The 15,837-nt window shown below is 49.0% G+C and carries 17 protein-coding genes; 8 read left to right on the top strand and 9 right to left on the bottom strand.

The features are described 5' to 3' along the window. Nucleotides 1-4 precede the first annotated feature (4 nt). The 4 genes from CIK90_RS07270 (at nucleotide 5) to CIK90_RS07285 (ending at nucleotide 4,347) form a co-directional block, all read left to right on the top strand. On the top strand, nucleotides 5-1,561 hold the full coding sequence (locus CIK90_RS07270; RefSeq protein WP_005816260.1) for a glucosaminidase domain-containing protein: 1,557 nt from the start codon (nucleotides 5-7) through the stop codon (nucleotides 1,559-1,561). Then, nucleotides 1,558-1,740 carry a hypothetical protein gene (locus CIK90_RS07275; RefSeq protein WP_005816263.1) on the top strand — a complete coding sequence of 61 codons (183 nt, stop codon included), beginning with the start codon at nucleotides 1,558-1,560 and terminating at the stop codon, nucleotides 1,738-1,740. Before CIK90_RS07270 ends, CIK90_RS07275 begins: the two co-directional genes overlap by 4 nt. Before the next feature lie 72 nt (nucleotides 1,741-1,812). Then, nucleotides 1,813-2,418, top strand: coding sequence for a hypothetical protein (locus CIK90_RS07280; protein WP_005816265.1), 606 nt, complete (start codon nucleotides 1,813-1,815; stop codon nucleotides 2,416-2,418). 6 nt (nucleotides 2,419-2,424) lie between these two features. Beyond that, nucleotides 2,425-4,347, top strand: a complete 1,923-nt coding sequence (locus CIK90_RS07285; RefSeq protein WP_005816267.1) for a zincin-like metallopeptidase domain-containing protein — start codon at nucleotides 2,425-2,427, stop codon at nucleotides 4,345-4,347. Nucleotides 4,348-4,453: 106 nt separating this feature from the next. Here the strand turns inward: CIK90_RS07285 and CIK90_RS07290 are convergent, their stop codons facing one another. Further along, on the bottom strand, nucleotides 4,454-4,819 hold the full coding sequence (locus tag CIK90_RS07290; protein ID WP_005816269.1) for a DUF2958 domain-containing protein: 366 nt from the start codon (nucleotides 4,817-4,819) through the stop codon (nucleotides 4,454-4,456). 2 nt (nucleotides 4,820-4,821) lie between these two features. Further along, entirely contained in the window at nucleotides 4,822-5,115 is a 294-nt protein-coding gene (locus tag CIK90_RS07295; protein WP_005816271.1) for a hypothetical protein, read from the bottom strand. A 394-nt stretch (nucleotides 5,116-5,509) separates the two neighbouring features. On the opposite strand from CIK90_RS07295, the gene CIK90_RS07305 reads away from it, so the two are divergent. Continuing rightward, complete coding sequence (locus tag CIK90_RS07305; RefSeq protein ID WP_005816273.1) at nucleotides 5,510-6,772, top strand: ATP-binding protein; 1,263 nt, start codon at nucleotides 5,510-5,512, stop codon at nucleotides 6,770-6,772. A 140-nt stretch (nucleotides 6,773-6,912) separates the two neighbouring features. Here the strand turns inward: CIK90_RS07305 and CIK90_RS07310 are convergent, their stop codons facing one another. The 7 genes from CIK90_RS07310 to CIK90_RS07340 form a co-directional block, all read right to left on the bottom strand. Then, on the bottom strand, nucleotides 6,913-8,319 hold the full coding sequence (locus CIK90_RS07310) for an OmpA family protein (protein WP_094464735.1): 1,407 nt from the start codon (nucleotides 8,317-8,319) through the stop codon (nucleotides 6,913-6,915). Between the two features lie 54 nt (nucleotides 8,320-8,373). Beyond that, a complete protein-coding gene (gene mobV, locus CIK90_RS07315) occupies nucleotides 8,374-9,825 on the bottom strand; it encodes a MobV family relaxase (protein WP_005816278.1) in 1,452 nt (483 codons plus the stop codon). A 208-nt stretch (nucleotides 9,826-10,033) separates the two neighbouring features. Then, complete coding sequence (locus CIK90_RS07320) at nucleotides 10,034-10,918, bottom strand: hypothetical protein (RefSeq protein WP_005816280.1); 885 nt, start codon at nucleotides 10,916-10,918, stop codon at nucleotides 10,034-10,036. 79 nt (nucleotides 10,919-10,997) lie between these two features. Further along, nucleotides 10,998-11,492 (bottom strand): hypothetical protein, encoded by a 495-nt coding sequence (locus CIK90_RS07325; protein WP_005816282.1) that lies wholly within the window; start codon nucleotides 11,490-11,492, stop codon nucleotides 10,998-11,000. Beyond that, the gene (locus CIK90_RS07330; RefSeq protein ID WP_005816283.1) at nucleotides 11,482-11,895 is read right to left on the bottom strand and encodes a hypothetical protein; all 414 of its coding nucleotides are present in this window, start codon (nucleotides 11,893-11,895) and stop codon (nucleotides 11,482-11,484) included. The genes CIK90_RS07325 and CIK90_RS07330 overlap by 11 nt, the downstream gene beginning before the upstream one ends. 78 nt (nucleotides 11,896-11,973) lie before the next feature. Next, the gene (locus tag CIK90_RS07335) at nucleotides 11,974-12,420 is read right to left on the bottom strand and encodes a hypothetical protein (RefSeq protein ID WP_004319947.1); all 447 of its coding nucleotides are present in this window, start codon (nucleotides 12,418-12,420) and stop codon (nucleotides 11,974-11,976) included. Between the two features lie 24 nt (nucleotides 12,421-12,444). Further along, complete coding sequence (locus CIK90_RS07340; RefSeq protein WP_005816286.1) at nucleotides 12,445-13,557, bottom strand: hypothetical protein; 1,113 nt, start codon at nucleotides 13,555-13,557, stop codon at nucleotides 12,445-12,447. 254 nt (nucleotides 13,558-13,811) lie between these two features. On the opposite strand from CIK90_RS07340, the gene CIK90_RS07345 reads away from it, so the two are divergent. Genes CIK90_RS07345 through CIK90_RS07355 form a run of 3 tightly spaced genes read left to right on the top strand, consistent with a single transcriptional unit; the run spans nucleotide 13,812 to nucleotide 15,675 of the window. After that, nucleotides 13,812-14,435, top strand: a complete 624-nt coding sequence (locus tag CIK90_RS07345) for a recombinase family protein (RefSeq protein ID WP_005816288.1) — start codon at nucleotides 13,812-13,814, stop codon at nucleotides 14,433-14,435. Nucleotides 14,436-14,451: 16 nt separating this feature from the next. Continuing rightward, the gene (locus tag CIK90_RS07350; protein WP_005816290.1) at nucleotides 14,452-15,135 is read left to right on the top strand and encodes a DUF3800 domain-containing protein; all 684 of its coding nucleotides are present in this window, start codon (nucleotides 14,452-14,454) and stop codon (nucleotides 15,133-15,135) included. A gap of 3 nt (nucleotides 15,136-15,138) precedes the next feature. After that, nucleotides 15,139-15,675 carry a hypothetical protein gene (locus CIK90_RS07355; protein WP_005816292.1) on the top strand — a complete coding sequence of 179 codons (537 nt, stop codon included), beginning with the start codon at nucleotides 15,139-15,141 and terminating at the stop codon, nucleotides 15,673-15,675. Nucleotides 15,676-15,837 lie beyond the last annotated feature (162 nt).

The following is a 15,837-nucleotide window of genomic DNA, read 5'->3' on the forward strand; positions in this document are numbered from 1 at the left end:
GCTTATGGGAAAGAACGCAGCGTATGCCGCACAATATGCGGAGGAAGCCAAAGAACAGATGCGGATGTATGGGATTCCTGCCTCCGTCATCTTGGCGCAAGCCATACTGGAGAGCAGCAACGGACAGAGCCAACTGTCGCGCGAATGCAACAACCACTTTGGCATCAAGGCTACGGCATCGTGGTTGAAGAATGGCGGAGAGTATGGAGTCTATACGGATGATAGGCCCAACGAGAAATTCTGTAAGTACAAAAGCGTGGGTGACAGTTATGAGCATCACTCGCAGTTCCTGAAGCAGAACAAGCGTTATGCGCAGTGCTTCACGCTGTCGCCTGACGACTACAAGGGATGGACGAAGGGCATTGAGCGTGCCGGCTATGCCACGGGCGGCGGTTATGCTGCAAGTCTGCAGCGCATCATTGAAGCCAACGGACTGGACAAGTATGACAGTGAGGTGATGGCTGAGATGCGGGCAGAAGGTCGGTCGTTCGGGGTGGAGAATAATCCTCGTAGAGAAATGCCTGCTGCCCATGTACCGCAGTCTGCCGGGTATTCCTTTCCTGTGGAGCGAGAGGAGTTTCTCTTCATCACCTCGCCTTTCGGCAATCGCCAGGATCCGATGGATGCCACCAAGCAGCAGATGCACAAGGGCATTGACATCAAGACGAACCATGAGGCGGTGTTGGCCACGGAGAACGGCGGCAAGGTGGTGGCGGTGAACCATAATGCGAACACGGCAGGAGGGAAATCCGTCACCGTGGAATACAGCCGTGAGGATGGCAGCAAGGTGCAATGCTCCTACCTGCATCTGTCTGACATAGCAGTAAAGGTAGGTGACGTGGTTAATGCCAGTCAGAAGTTGGGGGTGTCGGGAAATACCGGCACCAGAACCACTGGCGAGCATCTGCATTTCGGAGTGAAGAGTGTATCGGCTGACGGCTCAAAAAGGGATATGGATCCAGCCGCTTATCTGGCAGAAATCGGACAGAAAGGCAACATCAAGCTACAGGCCCTGCATAACGGCAATGACCTGTTGGCAAAATACAAGAGCAATGCGCCACAGGAGCAGAAGGTTTCGTCGGAGGACTGGATGAAGAAAATCCTTTCCTCGGAGGACAGCGGCGTGGGCATTTCGGGAACGAATGACCCTATACTCGACATGGCGATGACCACCTTCATGTCGCTGATGATGTTGGCAGCGCAGATTGACAGCAATGATGAGGAACGACAAAAAGGACTTATCTCTGCCATGGCAGCCAACCGGCTCGTAGATTTGACCTCGCTTGTTCCAGGCATGAGGCAATGCACCATTACTGTGGGTGAGAACGGCAAGACTGTGCTTCATGCAGAGAGCGGTACGGTGAAGATTGACCGTGAACTGACCTCCTCGGAGATGAACCGCCTGTCGCTCATTTTGGGCAATGCCAATCTGTCGGAAGAAAGCAAACGGACGAAGATTGCGGGAATGGTGACAGGCATCGTGGCGACACAGCAGGCTTCGCAGAACTTCGAGCAAGGGATGGAGGCTGAGAGTCAACAACAAAATCTGCAAAGGAAATGAAAAGGATAGCAAGTCATCTGTGTACATTGCTGGTGGGTATGGTAGCTGTGGCAGGACACTTCATGCTTACCCAATGGCTTTTCGGTCAGACCGTGGCCATCATCTATCTCGGCTTCCAACTTATCATAGCAGCGTGGATAGTCTATGAACTGATACGTGCGCTAGTATATGATGATTGAAAAGAGATTATTGTCATTGCTAAGACATTTCACTTGGACGATGGATATGTATAATTCAAATAGTATCGAGCAATGATCAAATGTAATGTAACAGTGTGCGGAACGGTCAGCAAGGCTGCGACCTGCCGCACGAACAAGGAGGGCAAGGCATTCGTGAGCTTTGCCATGAACGTAGTCATTCCAGCGAAGAGCGGGATTAACAAGACCATCGAGGTGTCGGTCATCAAAGATGGGACACTGACGGAGGTGGGCAGCTGCAACATCGGCGAACGCATTGAGGTAGCCGGTGTATTGGTACCAAGAAAATGGGGCGATGTCCTTTATTTCAACCTGTCGGCAAGCAGCATCAGCCACCAGCCTGACGAGGCAGAGGACTGCATCAAGGGCGTGATGGAGTTCCGCGGCAAGGTGGGCAAGAGCATTGAGGACAAGACGGACAAGAATGGTGTGCCGTACTGCCAGTTCTCCGCTTTCAGCGCAGAGAAAGTACAGGACGGATTTGAATACATCTGGGTAAGTTTCTTCCTATTCGATGGCAAATGCGAGGCATGGCTGCAACCAGGCGTGAAAGCGAACATCAAAGGGGCATTGTCTGTCAGTGTCTTCAATGACAAACTGGACTTCTCCTGCCGAGTGTCTGAAATGAGCGAATATGTTCCGCAGCCCTATAATGGTTAATTGACTATGGGAAAGCCTTATGCTAAGGAAGGTCCGAGTGCCGAAGACAAGGCACTCGACCTGTTTGCCGATATGATGATTGAGCGTATTCAGTCGCTGTCGGGCAAAGACGGATGGAAAAAGCCCTGGTTTACTGAAGGTGCGTTGCAATGGCCGAAAAACCTGAACGGACGAGAATATAATGGCATGAACGCTATGATGTTGCTCCTGCATTGCGAGAAGGAGGGTTACAAGATTCCTCGCTTCTGTACCTTCGACCGCATACAGCAGTTTAACAAAACTGGCAAGAAAGACGAGGAACAGAAGCCCCGTGTGTCAGTACTGAAAGGTGAGCATTCTTTCCCCGTGATGCTCACCACGTTTACGGTGGTCAATAAGGAAACAAAGGAACACATCAAGTGGGAGGACTACAAACTGCTCTCTCAGGAAGAGCGCGAAAAGTACAATGTATATCCAAAGCTTCAGACTTACCATGTCTTCAATGTGGCGCAGACCAACCTGAAGGAGGTCAGACCAGAGTTTTGGGAGAAACTGGAACAGGAATACTCGATGCCCAAGGTAGAGAAGGACGAGCAGTTTGCCTTTGAACCCGTGGATAGGATGATAGCGGACAACCGTTGGATATGTCCCATCAAACCGATGTTCGGTGATTCCGCCTATTTCTCCATCAGCAAGAATGAGATTGTGATGCCTGAGAAAAGGCAGTTCAAGGATGGGGAGTCTTTCTACTCGAACCTTTTCCACGAGATGGGACACTCCACGGGTGCGGAGGGACAGTTAGACCGCATCAAGCCCGCTACCTTCGGCTCGGCAGAGTATGCACGCGAGGAACTGGTGGCAGAACTGACGGCTGCGCTGACCGCTCAGCGGTATGGCATGACAAAGCATCTGAAAGGAGATTCGGCTGCCTATTTGAAGTCTTGGCTGGATTCGCTGAAGGAGTCGCCGCAGTTCATCAAGACCACGCTACTCGATGTGAAAAAAGCTACCTCAATGCTCACGCAGCATATCGACAAGATTGCTATGGAGATAGACCAGGAGAAAAAGGCTGAGCAGGAAAACGGGCAAGGGAAAAGTTATCTATCCATAGATGACGGCGACCATGCAGTCTTGGCATATAATGGTTCTGCTGTATATATCCAGCATCATGAGAAGGAGGACTCTGTAAAGATTGCTGTGCCGACGAGTAACGGTCTGGAAGTGAAACTCTCTGTTCCTTACGACCACGGCAAAGACCTTGACACCAATTATCAGGAGGCTTTTGCCCAGTACAAAAGCCTGACAGAGCCTTCACAATCGAAAGAAAACGTCTATTATGCCTCCATCGCCTATCTCCAATCAACGGATGACACATCGGAACTGGATAAGCTAAAGGAGAAAGGTGACTATCAAGGACTGCTGACGCTTGCCAAGGAATACTATGACGGGAACGGCATGGACGAGGAGCAGACCTACAGGAAGCCGTGCCAGAACAGAGGCGATGACCTGCTAATAGAGGACAAGGACTTTGCAGTGGTCTATAACGGGAGTGTCGGCGGTACGTATGAGGTGTTCCTGAAGCATACGGAGCAAGAAGTGCGTGACCATATCACTCGCTATGGCATAGGACGTGCCAGTGAGGACGTGAAGGCTGTGGCGAGGGAGATGACCGCCGAAGAGTTTTCGGAATTGGCGCAGCGAAAAATGCCGATATTCCAAATGCCGAATGGTGGTTTGCTGAACCTGCAATATAACAAGGATAAGGATAGCCTGGATGTGGGGACTGTGACCAATGCAGGACTCTCTGTGAAGCATACCTTCCCTTTCAGCCACAACCATTCTATGGACGCAAACATCAGCTCTGCGTATGAGCAACTGCTTGACATGGAGGAGTACCAGAAGGAAGAGGTACAAGAGGAGCACGTTGCCAAGTCCGCTTTCCGAAGATGAGAGTAGTATCGTAGTATATACTAATCGTAGGCTTTACTACTCATAGTAGGTACTAACAATAGTCAGCCGCAAGGAGTAATGTCCCTGCGGCTGATTTAATTTGGGGTCATTCCATATTATGAAGGAATGCTTGTAAATCCTCGTCTGGAATGCTCTTCAGTTTCACCGGCTTGAAGCCGTCCAACTGCTCCACTTGAAATATCTCGTCCACTCCATATTTGGAGCCATCCACCTTTACGCTCTCCATTTCATTGACGGAGGTATAGCCATACTCCGTTTCATGCAGACCGCATACGATGGTGAACAACGTGGTGTCGTTACCTTCCGGCTGTCCTTCAAGTACGAACCAACGGACGTGTCCGATGAAGAATATTGCCACACAAACGGCATCCTTGCCTTTGCCGTCCTGTGAATACAGAGGATAGGATTTCAGTATCTCCTCCAATACGGGTGTAATCAATCTGCTTGCCATAGTCAATCGTTGTTAAGTGTTCTGTAATACATTCTGTTCTCTACAAGGTGTTCGATGGCCTCTGCTGCCAATCGGCACACCCACTCGTCACGCTGGTCATAACGACCTTTTTGATAGTCGTTGGCAAGGCGTTCCAAGAAGGCAAACACCACCTTGCCCTTTTCGTTGATAAGATAGCGATGGTCATCTGCAAGGGCATTGCCTACCTTGGCGGCTGACCCCATCTGACCGTTTACGAACCGTGAGAAGCACTCGACAAATGCCTGCTCGTTTTCTGATAATCTGTGTAATTCCATACGCAAAGAAATTATTTGTTCAACTTGTTTTTCTTCCCTCCTTTTGAAGCCTTTCGGCTCCTCTTGTCGGGAACTGATTTTTCGTGCATCAAAAGACTGCGGAATGAGGGCGATAAGGCAAGAAAACAGACGGAGGAGTTAATGAAATACCCAAATCTTTGATTTGCGGAAAGCTGTCGTTCAGTCCTCTGCCTGTTAGCATGGCGGTACTTGACCATTCGCCCGGGCAGTAACTTTGCAAAGAAAAATGGGCATCGGCAAGTGGAATAGACACTACAAAACAGGAAAATCATTGATTTTTAGTGCATTTTTCTTTATTTCTTTCTTTGATTTAGGATAAAATATATAACTTTGCCTCCGAAAAAGTGTCACAAGTGACAGTTTTTCGTAAAATATGATAGTAAACAGATATAGATACATAGAACAGTTGAGCCGTTCAAAGAACAACGGGCTCATAAAGATAATCACAGGATTGCGACGTTCAGGCAAGTCGTTCCTTCTGAAGAAACTCTTTCATCAGCATCTATTGGATGAGGGCGTGAGAGAAGACCATATTCTCGTCATCGACATGGAGAGTAGGAAGAACAGAGAGTTCAAGAACCCGGACTACCTGTTGGACTGGGTGGAAAAGATGATGATTGACTATGAGACTTATTATATCATCATCGACGAGGTGCAGGAGGTGGAAGACTTTGTAGAGGTGCTCTCTTCCTTGTCAGTTACCGAAGGGGCGGATGTGTATGTCACAGGCTCCAACTCGCGTTTCCTGTCCTCTGACCTGGTGACGGAATTCCGAGGCAGAGGTGACGAGATACATGTGTGGCCACTATCCTTCAAGGAGTTCATGACGGTGTATGATGGTTCGAAAGAAGACGGTTGGGCTGAATACAGACTGTACGGAGGTTTGCCGCAACTACTTACACAGGTTGGGGATGAGAAGAAGGCTGATTTCCTGCGTCGCCTTTATCGCACGGTATATCTACGTGACATCTACGAGCGGAACAACATAGAACTGAGACCTGAATTTGAAGAATTGTCGAAGACCGTAGCATCCAGTATAGGAGCACCTGTCAATGCACTGAATATAGCCAATACGTTCAAGTCCGTAAGCAATGTGCAGAGCATAACCGACAAGACAGTGTCGGCTTATCTGGAATATATGCAGGATGCTTTCCTTATCGAAAAATCCGAAAGGTTCGACATCAAAGGACGGAAATACATAGGTTCGTTGTCCAAGTATTATTATCAGGACGTAGGTCTGAGGAATGCTATTCTGTCGTTCCGTCAGAGCGAGCCGACACATATCATGGAGAACGTCATCTACAATGAGATGCGTATGCGAGGATGGCTCGTGGATGTGGGTAACGTCTATCATCGAGTGAGGAATACGGAAGGAAAGCAGCAGAGGGTGACATTGGAAGTGGATTTTGTCTGCAACAAAGGGAGCGAGCGGATCTACATCCAGTCGGCGTGGCGTATGCCCGATGCAGAAAAGATGGAACAGGAGAAACGGTCGTTGCGTCTTGTAGATGACTCTTTCCGCAAACTGCTGATCGTGGGAGAACATACCAAGCAGTGGAGCGACGAAAACGGCATACAGATAATGAGTATATATGACTTCCTGCTTGACTGGTCAAGTACTGAGAAACACGGATAAAAAAAAGATATGCGCATAGAATATGCGTTAATACATATATGATTAAGGGAGGGCCTATCCATCACGGACAAGCCCTCCCTTTCTAAAATTTATCAATGAAAAAAAAGTTTTAGTGCTCTTGTTCGGAGCTGTATGTCTGGCTATAGATACAGCAGGATTCTGGTATGGCGGTTTGCCTCATTTGGGGGGGAATCGTCAATGCCGCCATCGAAAATCTGAGAGATGGTGCCATTTTCCATACCACGTTTCATCAGTTCCTCTGCAATGAATCTGGCACGGGAACGGCTGAGGTTATCATTGATGGCTTCACTGCCTGTGGCACTGTCGGCAGCGCCGATGACCTTAACTTTCAAGCCATATTTCTTGGCGATGCGTGCTACTTCGTCGAGATTGACGAGCTGTGACCTGTTGAGCAACCTGTCAGTGCCAAGTTCAAAGAAGAAATAGATGGGCGCACCTATGCAAGCCTTTCCTGAGTGGATGAGCGATAGGTAATCGTCTTCCGGCTCACCTTCAGCATTGCCATATTCTTCTGTACAAGAGGCGGACTCCATGACCTTTGTCTTTTGACCATTACCATACTTGTCTCTCATTCTTGCACGCAGCGAGTTGAGACCGCTGTAGTCGTTTCGAGGATAGCCATTTGTGACGGAAGAAGCGGCATCGTCAGAAAAGAGGTGGCCGTACTTGTCCAGAAGTCCCTCGATGGCAAGAATCTTGCGCAGCTGCTCCAGAGTCTGACAATCTCGATCGTGCTGGGCGTGATAGCGGCTGTTGCTGTCAGAAAGGGATGAGGCGTATGCCGAAAGCCATTCGTTCTGTGCGATGTACGGGCGAGCGTCTATCACTCGCTTCCAGCCAGTCTTGCCGATGCGGACAGAGAGGCCGAGGGATGCGGACAGCAGATGGTCGCCAAGGCGGTGTGCCTTGCCATAGCCGTCAAAATCCTGCATGGTGGTCATGTTGCCTATCTCTGCCGTAACAGCAATGCGTGGGGAGAGATGATACTGCCCCTGTATGCCGTAGGAAATGGCAAAGGGCTTGTGGGCATTCACCTTGTTGTGCAGCATACCCACGCCCACGTATGGAATGACACTCCATCTGGCAAGAGTGTGTACATCGTCCTTGTAGAGGTTGCCGAGGACATTCCACATGAAATCAGCACGCAGGTACTGGTAGTCCTGCGAGGAGTTGTTGCAGTCGTTGAACTGCATACCGCCATAGTTCAGACGACCGCCGACGGAAGGTGTGAACCATTTGCCGATCGACACGGAGAATGCCGGTTTCATGCGACCGAATAGGTCGTTGCATCCGAGCGGTTTGCCGAGGAAGACCGTAGTTCCTCCTGCCGCTTGGACAAACCAGTTGTCCGTCCATGGCGAAGCTACCAATGCCCCTTTCATGTAGGAAGGTTTAAGCGGACGAAGCATACCGTCTGCCGAAAGTCTGCATACAACGGTGGTGGTGTCCGCCGTGCGGTGATAGTCTTTGGCTTGCGCACCCAATGAAAGGGCGAAGCCAAGGGATAGAATAAGTATTTTTCTCATGTTGTTCAATTTAATCTGGTGAATACTATAACAGGTGATACGTGACAGTGCCGCTTATCGTTTCTTCCTTTTGCCGGAAGAGGGGCGCATCATGCGTGCAGCTTTCATCATGCAACGGCGTGCCCAAGCGCGTTCATCCTCGTCATCGTCACGTCCCCATTTGAGGTCGGACGAACTGCCGCCACCGCCATGACCTTCGGCAAAGGTGGTGGCATCATCGACGTAGCCGAGGAATAGAAGCGTGGCACAGTACATCACCTCCGTTCCATTCTCCGCAAAGGCCTGAAGCAGGGAACCGTCAAACACGTCCTTGCCCTCATTGGAAAGCCGTGCCACACGTTCGGAGAACTCGCTGACCATGTTTTCGAGAAGGGCATTTCTGAGAACGGTGTCCGCACCTTGTCGGATAGTATCGGAATATCTGTGTGCCTCCTGCCGCAACTCCTCCGTGCGCTCCTTCATGGCGGTCATCTCCTCACGCAGGGCATCGAGCTTGCGGTCAGCCTCTGAGAGCTTCTCCTGCTTGTCGTCCAGTTTCGACTGGATAGCGGACAGTTCCTGCTCCAGCTCTTGGACTTGCTGACGGAGAGCATCAGGATTGTCGTGACCTGCAAGAATCTGCCGATGCAATTCAGCAAGTGCCGCCTCCTTCTCAGCCTTCTCCTGCAAGAGGTTGTTGACCATTGAGGTGAGTCCTTTTACTCTCCGCTCTGCCAGACGGATGTCCGATTGGAGCGAGGCGAGTGTCCGCTGATGGGTGGCGACGGACTGCTCAATGGTGGTGCACTGTTCTGACAGCTGGCGGCGGTATTCTTCGGTGGTGCGGTGGCGTGCTCCCGTCTCTGAGACGGAAGTTCCGCGCTCCATGCCCCAACGCTTGTTGACATCGGCAAATTCGCTGTGCAGGGCTTTCATCCTGGCAGAAAACTCGTACTTGTCCTTTCCGGCGAATATCTGTTTGTATGCAAACTTGCCGTCCTTGATTGGCAAGAGGGTGCAGTGAACGTGCGGATTGGTTTCGTCCAAGTGTAAGATGAAAGCGACGATGTTCTCCTCACCGTATTTGTCCGCAACAAAGCGGTAAACATCCTTTGCCCATTCCTCAATGTCCTTGCATCGGGTTAGATGCGAATTGTCCGCTCCGTGAGTGAGATTCACCTTCTGGTCACCGAATGCCAATTCTGTCATACGTTCTCGTGAGCCTCCGAAGATGAAATTGACCACTGTGCGGAAGCGTGGCTCTGCCAGTCCCTCGTTGGGGTCTTTGATTCCACGGCTCCGCAGGATGTCTGCCATGCGCTCCGGGATGCTTCGGCTCTTGTCTATAGGACAAACCTTGCCGCCCCGAACCTCGAAGTTGAGCCGCTCACGGCTGCGGTCGTAGTTGCCTGTTGATTCAGCGGATCCCCAACCCTTTTCCGTCCAACGGCGTTGGTGCTCGTTGCTCTGTGCTGTGGTGATTCCCTTAGATGGTCGGAAATCCATAACCTGTTTTGGTGTTGCCATAACCTATTTCCTTTTATGTGTGTACAACTCTCCTGTCTCCAGCTTGCTGCTTGTAAGGACAGCCTCCCGATGGTCGGAGACCAAGAGGGGTATTAGGCTACCCAAATTCCCTCATTTCCGACCAACGGGCAAGCCCGATTATTTTACAGCAATGGCAGACGTGTAAACACTGTGCCAGTAGAAAAGAAGAAGCGTTGTACGGTGATTATTAGAGGTTAATACAGCCTTTTGATGGACAGGAGCCCTCTTGGTTGGCTACAATGGCAAGGAACGGTCGGCAGAGTGACTGAAACTGTGACTTGATGGCTGCGCTTTCCTGATGCAAGGCTGGTGAGCTGCCATCCAATGCCAATTCTGATATTGCCTTTGCCGCCTCGATGAATGAGAGCCAGTCTCCTCCCAGGTCTTTGTAAAAGAAGGGAAGAAGGGAGGTAACGAGGGCGTTATCTGTTTCCTGCGAAAGCACCTGATGGAAGGTGGCTTCGCAGACAGCTGTGAGTGCAGTCATACAAAAGGCGTGTCCTACAGATTCGGGAATGTTTCTTCCGCATGGCACCTTGCCAATTGAATTGCCATTGTCGGCTTTCTGCAAGATAATGGCTACTTCCTCTGTTGCATCTTCGTAGAGTTGTTCACATTCCGAGGCGCAAGCCGATGCGGACATCTTGCCGCTTCGCCATTCGTCCAATGCGGTACACATCTTCTGGCGGAACACATCCAAGGCTGCGTCAATCGGAGAAACGGCAGGTGTCTCAGCCAACATCGGGATGGTGATGATTTGGCTCTTCGTGAGACGGGTGACGGAAATCTGGTTCATCTTCTCCAACTGCTCGATGAAGGTGCGGACAGTGGCGCGGTGCCAATGCCAGCATCCTGCCAGTTCGGTAATGGTGATTACAAACTGCCCGTTGGACAGGCTGAACTCCTGCTTGCACAGATCCTTGGGGATGTACTGTACAGAAGCCTTGTCTACAAGGTCAAGGTAGGCTTCGAGCTTCGACAGCCTTATCCCGGACCTCTCTTTCAAGAACTCCAACAGGGACATCCGTTCAGACATCTTGCCGGAACTCGTTCTATGTTTCTGTTTCTTCATTTCAATAATCTGTTTGGTGAATACTGTTGTTTGTCGCCAGCTCCATTATACAAAAGGAACGGCATGATACAGGTGATACTTAATAGTAGTATATGATGAGCATTTCTGTGTCTTCGAGGAGCATCTTGCGGTCAGCCTTGTTCTTCCACAGCGATATGACTATGCGCGAGGGATAGAACAGTGATGCCAGAAGGACAAAGGAGATGGTGACAGCAAGCGTGAACAGATGAGGAGTGAAGACAAACACCACTGCCGCCAACGCGGCGATGCAGAAGGGTGTCCGCTCCTCGTGCAGACGCTGTAGCCACCTCTCCACATCCATAAAGACAAAGAATATGGCAAACGCTATGGTGGAAGCCACTACGCCTATGTCGTTATAGTGTACACAGAGGTAGAGGAAGTGGAACACGTACAGCAGGATGAGCAGCATCAACCGGTAGAGCTTCCTTGCTGTCACAAGCGCGGTCATGCGCAGATAGAACCGTGTCATAAACTGTCTGCGGCTTCTGTGCAGAATCATCGTCACAAAGAAGAACGCTGACATCAGGATGAGAAACAGTATCTTACTTGTCATAATATGTATAGCATGTGAATAATGGAAGTGGACTCAGGTCGGGCTGGACGACACCGTGTGTGGCAGTGGATATGATACGCTCCACATCCTCCAGTGTCAGTTCTCCCTTGATTATTCTCTGACGGAAAGCTCCGTCGGTTGTCCGAAGGCTCTTGATAGCCTGTTCCAAGTCGTACTCGGCTATCTGCCACACTTGCCCTCTCGTGTAGGGGAAATGATGGTGGATGGCCTTGACCACAAGCACACGGCTGAGGATGTCGGTCATTCTGCCGTTCCTGACTATCGTGTGGTTGCGGACAGTGGCGATGCTCTCAATCTCCAGCCATGTGCGGTGACGGTCGAGAAGATGGATAATCTTCATGTAAAGCGTTTCCTTCATCAGATGGTCGGGAGCTTGTGGCATGACTTTGGCCTTTGTTGTGGACAACAGAATGGAGCGTTGTTGCGGTAGAACAGGACTGTCATCTGGCAAATGTAACTTTCAAATGAAGTCGAGCAGGACTTCCTCCTTGGGCTTCATGTATTTGAAGAACCCGTTCTTGCAATGCAGACTGAGGTCGAGGCATACATCTGCCGACATGTGCTCCAGCGAGTCATAGATGGTCACTTTTATCTGGCTGACCATGCCACGCTCATCTGTGGAGCCGTTGACCTTGAACATCCGTCCGAAAGAAGGGTTGGAATAGGCACAGCAGCTGTGTCCGAACTCCGTATGACGGCTTGGAATGTGGTGATAGAGGATTATCATTTCCATCTCGTCTTCGAGCATATCCATCACCTCCTCTATCGTGAAAGGGGTGTTCAACTGGAAAGTAAGAAGCACGTAATCGTCATACTTGACAGGCTTCTCCATCTTGCGCTTGTCCAGCAGTTCTGGCAACTGCAAAGGCACGACGGCAAGGAAATCATCGCAAAACTGTTCTAACATAATCGTATTCTCTGTTTGGGGTGTTTATAATCTTGTGACATAAATCTTCATCATGAGCATGGGCATATCCGACAGGCGTTGCTTGTCGAGGTGCAGTTTCTTGGCCAGACCGTCCATCTCCTTGGGGAGCGCATCGGCTATTTTGTAGAGGTCTGCCTTGTCCTTGTCGGAGAGCACGCTCACGGAAAGGTCATCCATCGTCATGAACGGCTGCATCATCATCAGGAGGTAGGCGTGCATGGTGTGCTCGTCCTTTACCCTGCCACTATTCAGATCCTCGATAGCCGCTTGTGCGTTGCGCAGCAGACGGTGGTTGGTGCGCATGGAGAGGTATATCATTGCATCCTTGTGGGACAAATCCTTGCGGTCGGCGGCACGGAGTATCTCCCGACAGCAGTGTTCGGTGTTTCGTCTGATGTCACCGATGTCATCGTCAGCAAAATCCGGCAGGTATTGCAGGAAGGATTTGAAATACAAATGCTCTTCCTTGATGAAAGCGAGCAGGTCTTCCTTGCCGTGAATGCCTTGCTTGGCGGATTTTTGCAGGAACAGCAGGTAACGCTTCAGTACCGCCTGTTTACCACCTTTATTATATATAGGCAGGCTATCCAAGGAAGCGAAGAATGGCTGTGCTTCCTTCACGGCTTGCTGTAGTTCCTCATCACCAACATGGGAAGAGGTCTGTTCTCTGAGATAGAGCAGGTCGTGAAAGGTGCGTTGCTTAGACATCGCCATACGGCACAGCTCGATGTGGATGGAGTCGTTCAACTCATGATATACCGTGAACGGGTATGAGTGGGCTTTCCTGACAGTGTCACGTGAGATGCACGATGTCACGGAATCGTCCAACACGCGCCATTCGTTGACAATCTTAACTAATGTCTGAATTGAGACCTTGCCGTTCTGTCGAAGAGTGGTCAGAAAGCCATGATACTCTCTGATGGCTTCATCGCTCGAATGGAACGACTTCGTGCCGTTTCCGTCTGAACATGCTGTCAGCATGACTACGGCAAACGCAGTGGCAATACAAATGGCAAGTCTGATACAGCCATGCGAGTTTGATTTTGCATTATGCAATATTTGCTTCATGCAATGGAGGTTGGTTTGTCCTCCGAAAAGTTGGGTTTCATATTTCATTGTTGTCATTATTTTGAGTCTGATTTTGAAATTGACGGTGCAAAGTTAATGCGTTTCAGCGATATATTTGCAAGAATGACAGTAAGTTTAATCTTATTTGTGTATCATACTTGCGAGTATGATTTTTAATGAAATCAAGTGAAAAGAAAATGGCAAATTATCGTGTTTAAGTATGATTTTTCGTTCAAGTATGATTGTTTCTCGGAAAAATAGTGTACCTTTGCACTTGATTTCATTTAATAGCGTACAACAGTATGGCAAAAGTAGGTTACATCTTTATCGCCACCAATGGCGAAGAGTATGCAGAAGACAAGGCTTGGATGCAGCAATACGGCTGTGTTCAGGTGATAGAGGAACTGTCCGAACACGAGAGGCTGCGCCCGATGTGGAAGCAGCTCATATCGAGTCTGGAGCGCGGCGACGAGCTGGTGGTGTCGAGGTTCAGTAACGCACTGCGTGGCACCCGTGAACTGGCTACATTCATAGAATACTGCCGTGTGAAGGTGGTTCGCATCATCTCCATCCAAGACCGCATCGATACGTTTGACGAACTTTTCCCCGACACCAAGCCCTCACAGGTCATCCGTATGTTCGGGTCACTCTCTGAGGAGTGTGCCGTGCTGCGCAAGGCATCGGCACACATCATCCATCTGCAACAGAATATCCGGCCGCCCAAGAAGTCGGAAAGGGCACTGTCGAAACTGGAGCGTGAGAAGAATATCGTGAACATGTACAACGAGGGGCACAGCATAGATGACATCTTTGCCATCAGCGGCTTCACAAGCCGAAGTTCCGTGTTCCGCATACTCAACAAGCATGGTGTGACGCTGAACCGTGGACCTCATAGTGGACCGCTGAAGAAAAGGAATAAAGAATAAACAAAAAACAGATACAATGAATAAGACATTCAACATCTACTGTGATGAAAGCACCCACATGGTGCATGACGGTCATCCCTACATGCTTTTGGGATGTACAAGTATAGCATACACACAAATCCGCATGGCAAAAGATGCCATAAAAGATATTAAGAAGAAGCACGGCTATAGTGATGAGCTGAAATGGACAAATGTCCACGAGGCCACGTATAAAGTCTATGCAGAGCTTATAGACTGGTTCTTTATGAATGACATGGAATTTAGGGCTGTGGTTGTTGACAAGAGTCAGATTGACGAGAAACGAGAAGACTATACGTTTAATGATTTCTACTTTCGCATGTACTACCAATTGCTGCATCACAAGATGGACATGGATTATACATATAACATATATATGGATATCAAGGACACATGCAGTAGCGATAAGCTGGAGAGGCTCAGAAAAATAATGGAATACAACTCTTCCATTGGCAGGTTTCAGTTTATACGTTCACACGAAAGTGTCTTCATCCAATTGGCAGATGTTCTAATGGGAGCCATCAACTACAACCTTAGATATGAAAAGGGAGAAGTTGAAGGAAGGGTGAGAGCCAAAATGAAGCTGATTGAAAAGATAAAAAAACACAGTAATATCAGTCTCAACACCACAACTCCCAAATTTAGAAAGAAGTTTAATTTGTTTTTTATCGCACTGAAATAGCCAATGAGCAGTTTGAATATTATCAAGAAATACCCTGAGCTGCTGGAACTGGCATATCTCAGTGAACGAGAAAGAGAGCATGATCTTCATGCAATATTCAAGCGTGATATAGAAGATAACTGTCAATTCTCATTCAGAGGGTGGCGCATCTATCCTATAAAGACAGATGGCGAGATTGACATGGCAAGATTGTTCAAGCATCTTACCTGTGAAGAAATCATGGTTGAGAACGAAGACGGTACGACTTATCCAAAGCGAGTATTCGAGATGGCTCGTTCACAAAGGCTTCATTGGATAAATCACCATGTGAGAGAATTGACACCAGACAATCTGGATGTATTTACCATAGAAGAGAGGGACGGCAAAAAGCGTAAGGTCAAGAAAACATACATCTATGATAAAGTGGAAAAGTATGTTATTGTCTTGGAACAACAACGTAGCAACGGATTCTATCTGTTGACAGCATACCATCTTAACAAAGAGTATGGACTAAAGGCTTTGGAAAAGAAGATGAAAAAGAGATTGCAGACACCACTATAAAACGCAAGACCCGAATTGCATCAAAGGCAACCGGGTCTCGAAACTCCTTCTATCTATAGATGAGCGCTGCAAAGGTACGAATATTCTTTGAAATAACGAAGGTTTTTCATTGAATTCTTCTCGATTTTAACATTTGCAGGGCAGTATTGTAAGATAACAGGA

Origin of the sequence: Prevotella sp. P5-126 (assembly GCF_002251185.1) — a bacterium.
In the GTDB taxonomy this organism is placed as follows: Bacteria; Bacteroidota; Bacteroidia; order Bacteroidales; family Bacteroidaceae; genus Prevotella.

Excerpts from the sequence above, each read along its gene's own strand:
- CIK90_RS07320 (WP_005816280.1), bottom strand. The coding sequence starts at position 10,918 with ATGAAGAAACAGAAACATAGAACGAGTTCCGGCAAGATGTCTGAACGG.
- CIK90_RS07335 (WP_004319947.1), bottom strand. The coding sequence starts at position 12,420 with ATGTTAGAACAGTTTTGCGATGATTTCCTTGCCGTCGTGCCTTTGCAG.
- CIK90_RS07310 (WP_094464735.1), bottom strand. The coding sequence starts at position 8,319 with ATGAGAAAAATACTTATTCTATCCCTTGGCTTCGCCCTTTCATTGGGT.
- CIK90_RS07280 (WP_005816265.1), top strand. The coding sequence starts at position 1,813 with ATGATCAAATGTAATGTAACAGTGTGCGGAACGGTCAGCAAGGCTGCG.
- CIK90_RS07270 (WP_005816260.1), top strand. The coding sequence starts at position 5 with ATGGGAAAGAACGCAGCGTATGCCGCACAATATGCGGAGGAAGCCAAA.
- CIK90_RS07340 (WP_005816286.1), bottom strand. The coding sequence starts at position 13,557 with ATGAAATATGAAACCCAACTTTTCGGAGGACAAACCAACCTCCATTGC.
- CIK90_RS07325 (WP_005816282.1), bottom strand. The coding sequence starts at position 11,492 with ATGACAAGTAAGATACTGTTTCTCATCCTGATGTCAGCGTTCTTCTTT.
- CIK90_RS07345 (WP_005816288.1), top strand. The coding sequence starts at position 13,812 with ATGGCAAAAGTAGGTTACATCTTTATCGCCACCAATGGCGAAGAGTAT.
- CIK90_RS07350 (WP_005816290.1), top strand. The coding sequence starts at position 14,452 with ATGAATAAGACATTCAACATCTACTGTGATGAAAGCACCCACATGGTG.
- CIK90_RS07355 (WP_005816292.1), top strand. The coding sequence starts at position 15,139 with ATGAGCAGTTTGAATATTATCAAGAAATACCCTGAGCTGCTGGAACTG.
- CIK90_RS07295 (WP_005816271.1), bottom strand. The coding sequence starts at position 5,115 with ATGGAATTACACAGATTATCAGAAAACGAGCAGGCATTTGTCGAGTGC.
- CIK90_RS07290 (WP_005816269.1), bottom strand. The coding sequence starts at position 4,819 with ATGGCAAGCAGATTGATTACACCCGTATTGGAGGAGATACTGAAATCC.
- mobV (WP_005816278.1), bottom strand. The coding sequence starts at position 9,825 with ATGGCAACACCAAAACAGGTTATGGATTTCCGACCATCTAAGGGAATC.
- CIK90_RS07330 (WP_005816283.1), bottom strand. The coding sequence starts at position 11,895 with ATGCCACAAGCTCCCGACCATCTGATGAAGGAAACGCTTTACATGAAG.
- CIK90_RS07305 (WP_005816273.1), top strand. The coding sequence starts at position 5,510 with ATGATAGTAAACAGATATAGATACATAGAACAGTTGAGCCGTTCAAAG.
- CIK90_RS07275 (WP_005816263.1), top strand. The coding sequence starts at position 1,558 with ATGAAAAGGATAGCAAGTCATCTGTGTACATTGCTGGTGGGTATGGTA.
- CIK90_RS07285 (WP_005816267.1), top strand. The coding sequence starts at position 2,425 with ATGGGAAAGCCTTATGCTAAGGAAGGTCCGAGTGCCGAAGACAAGGCA.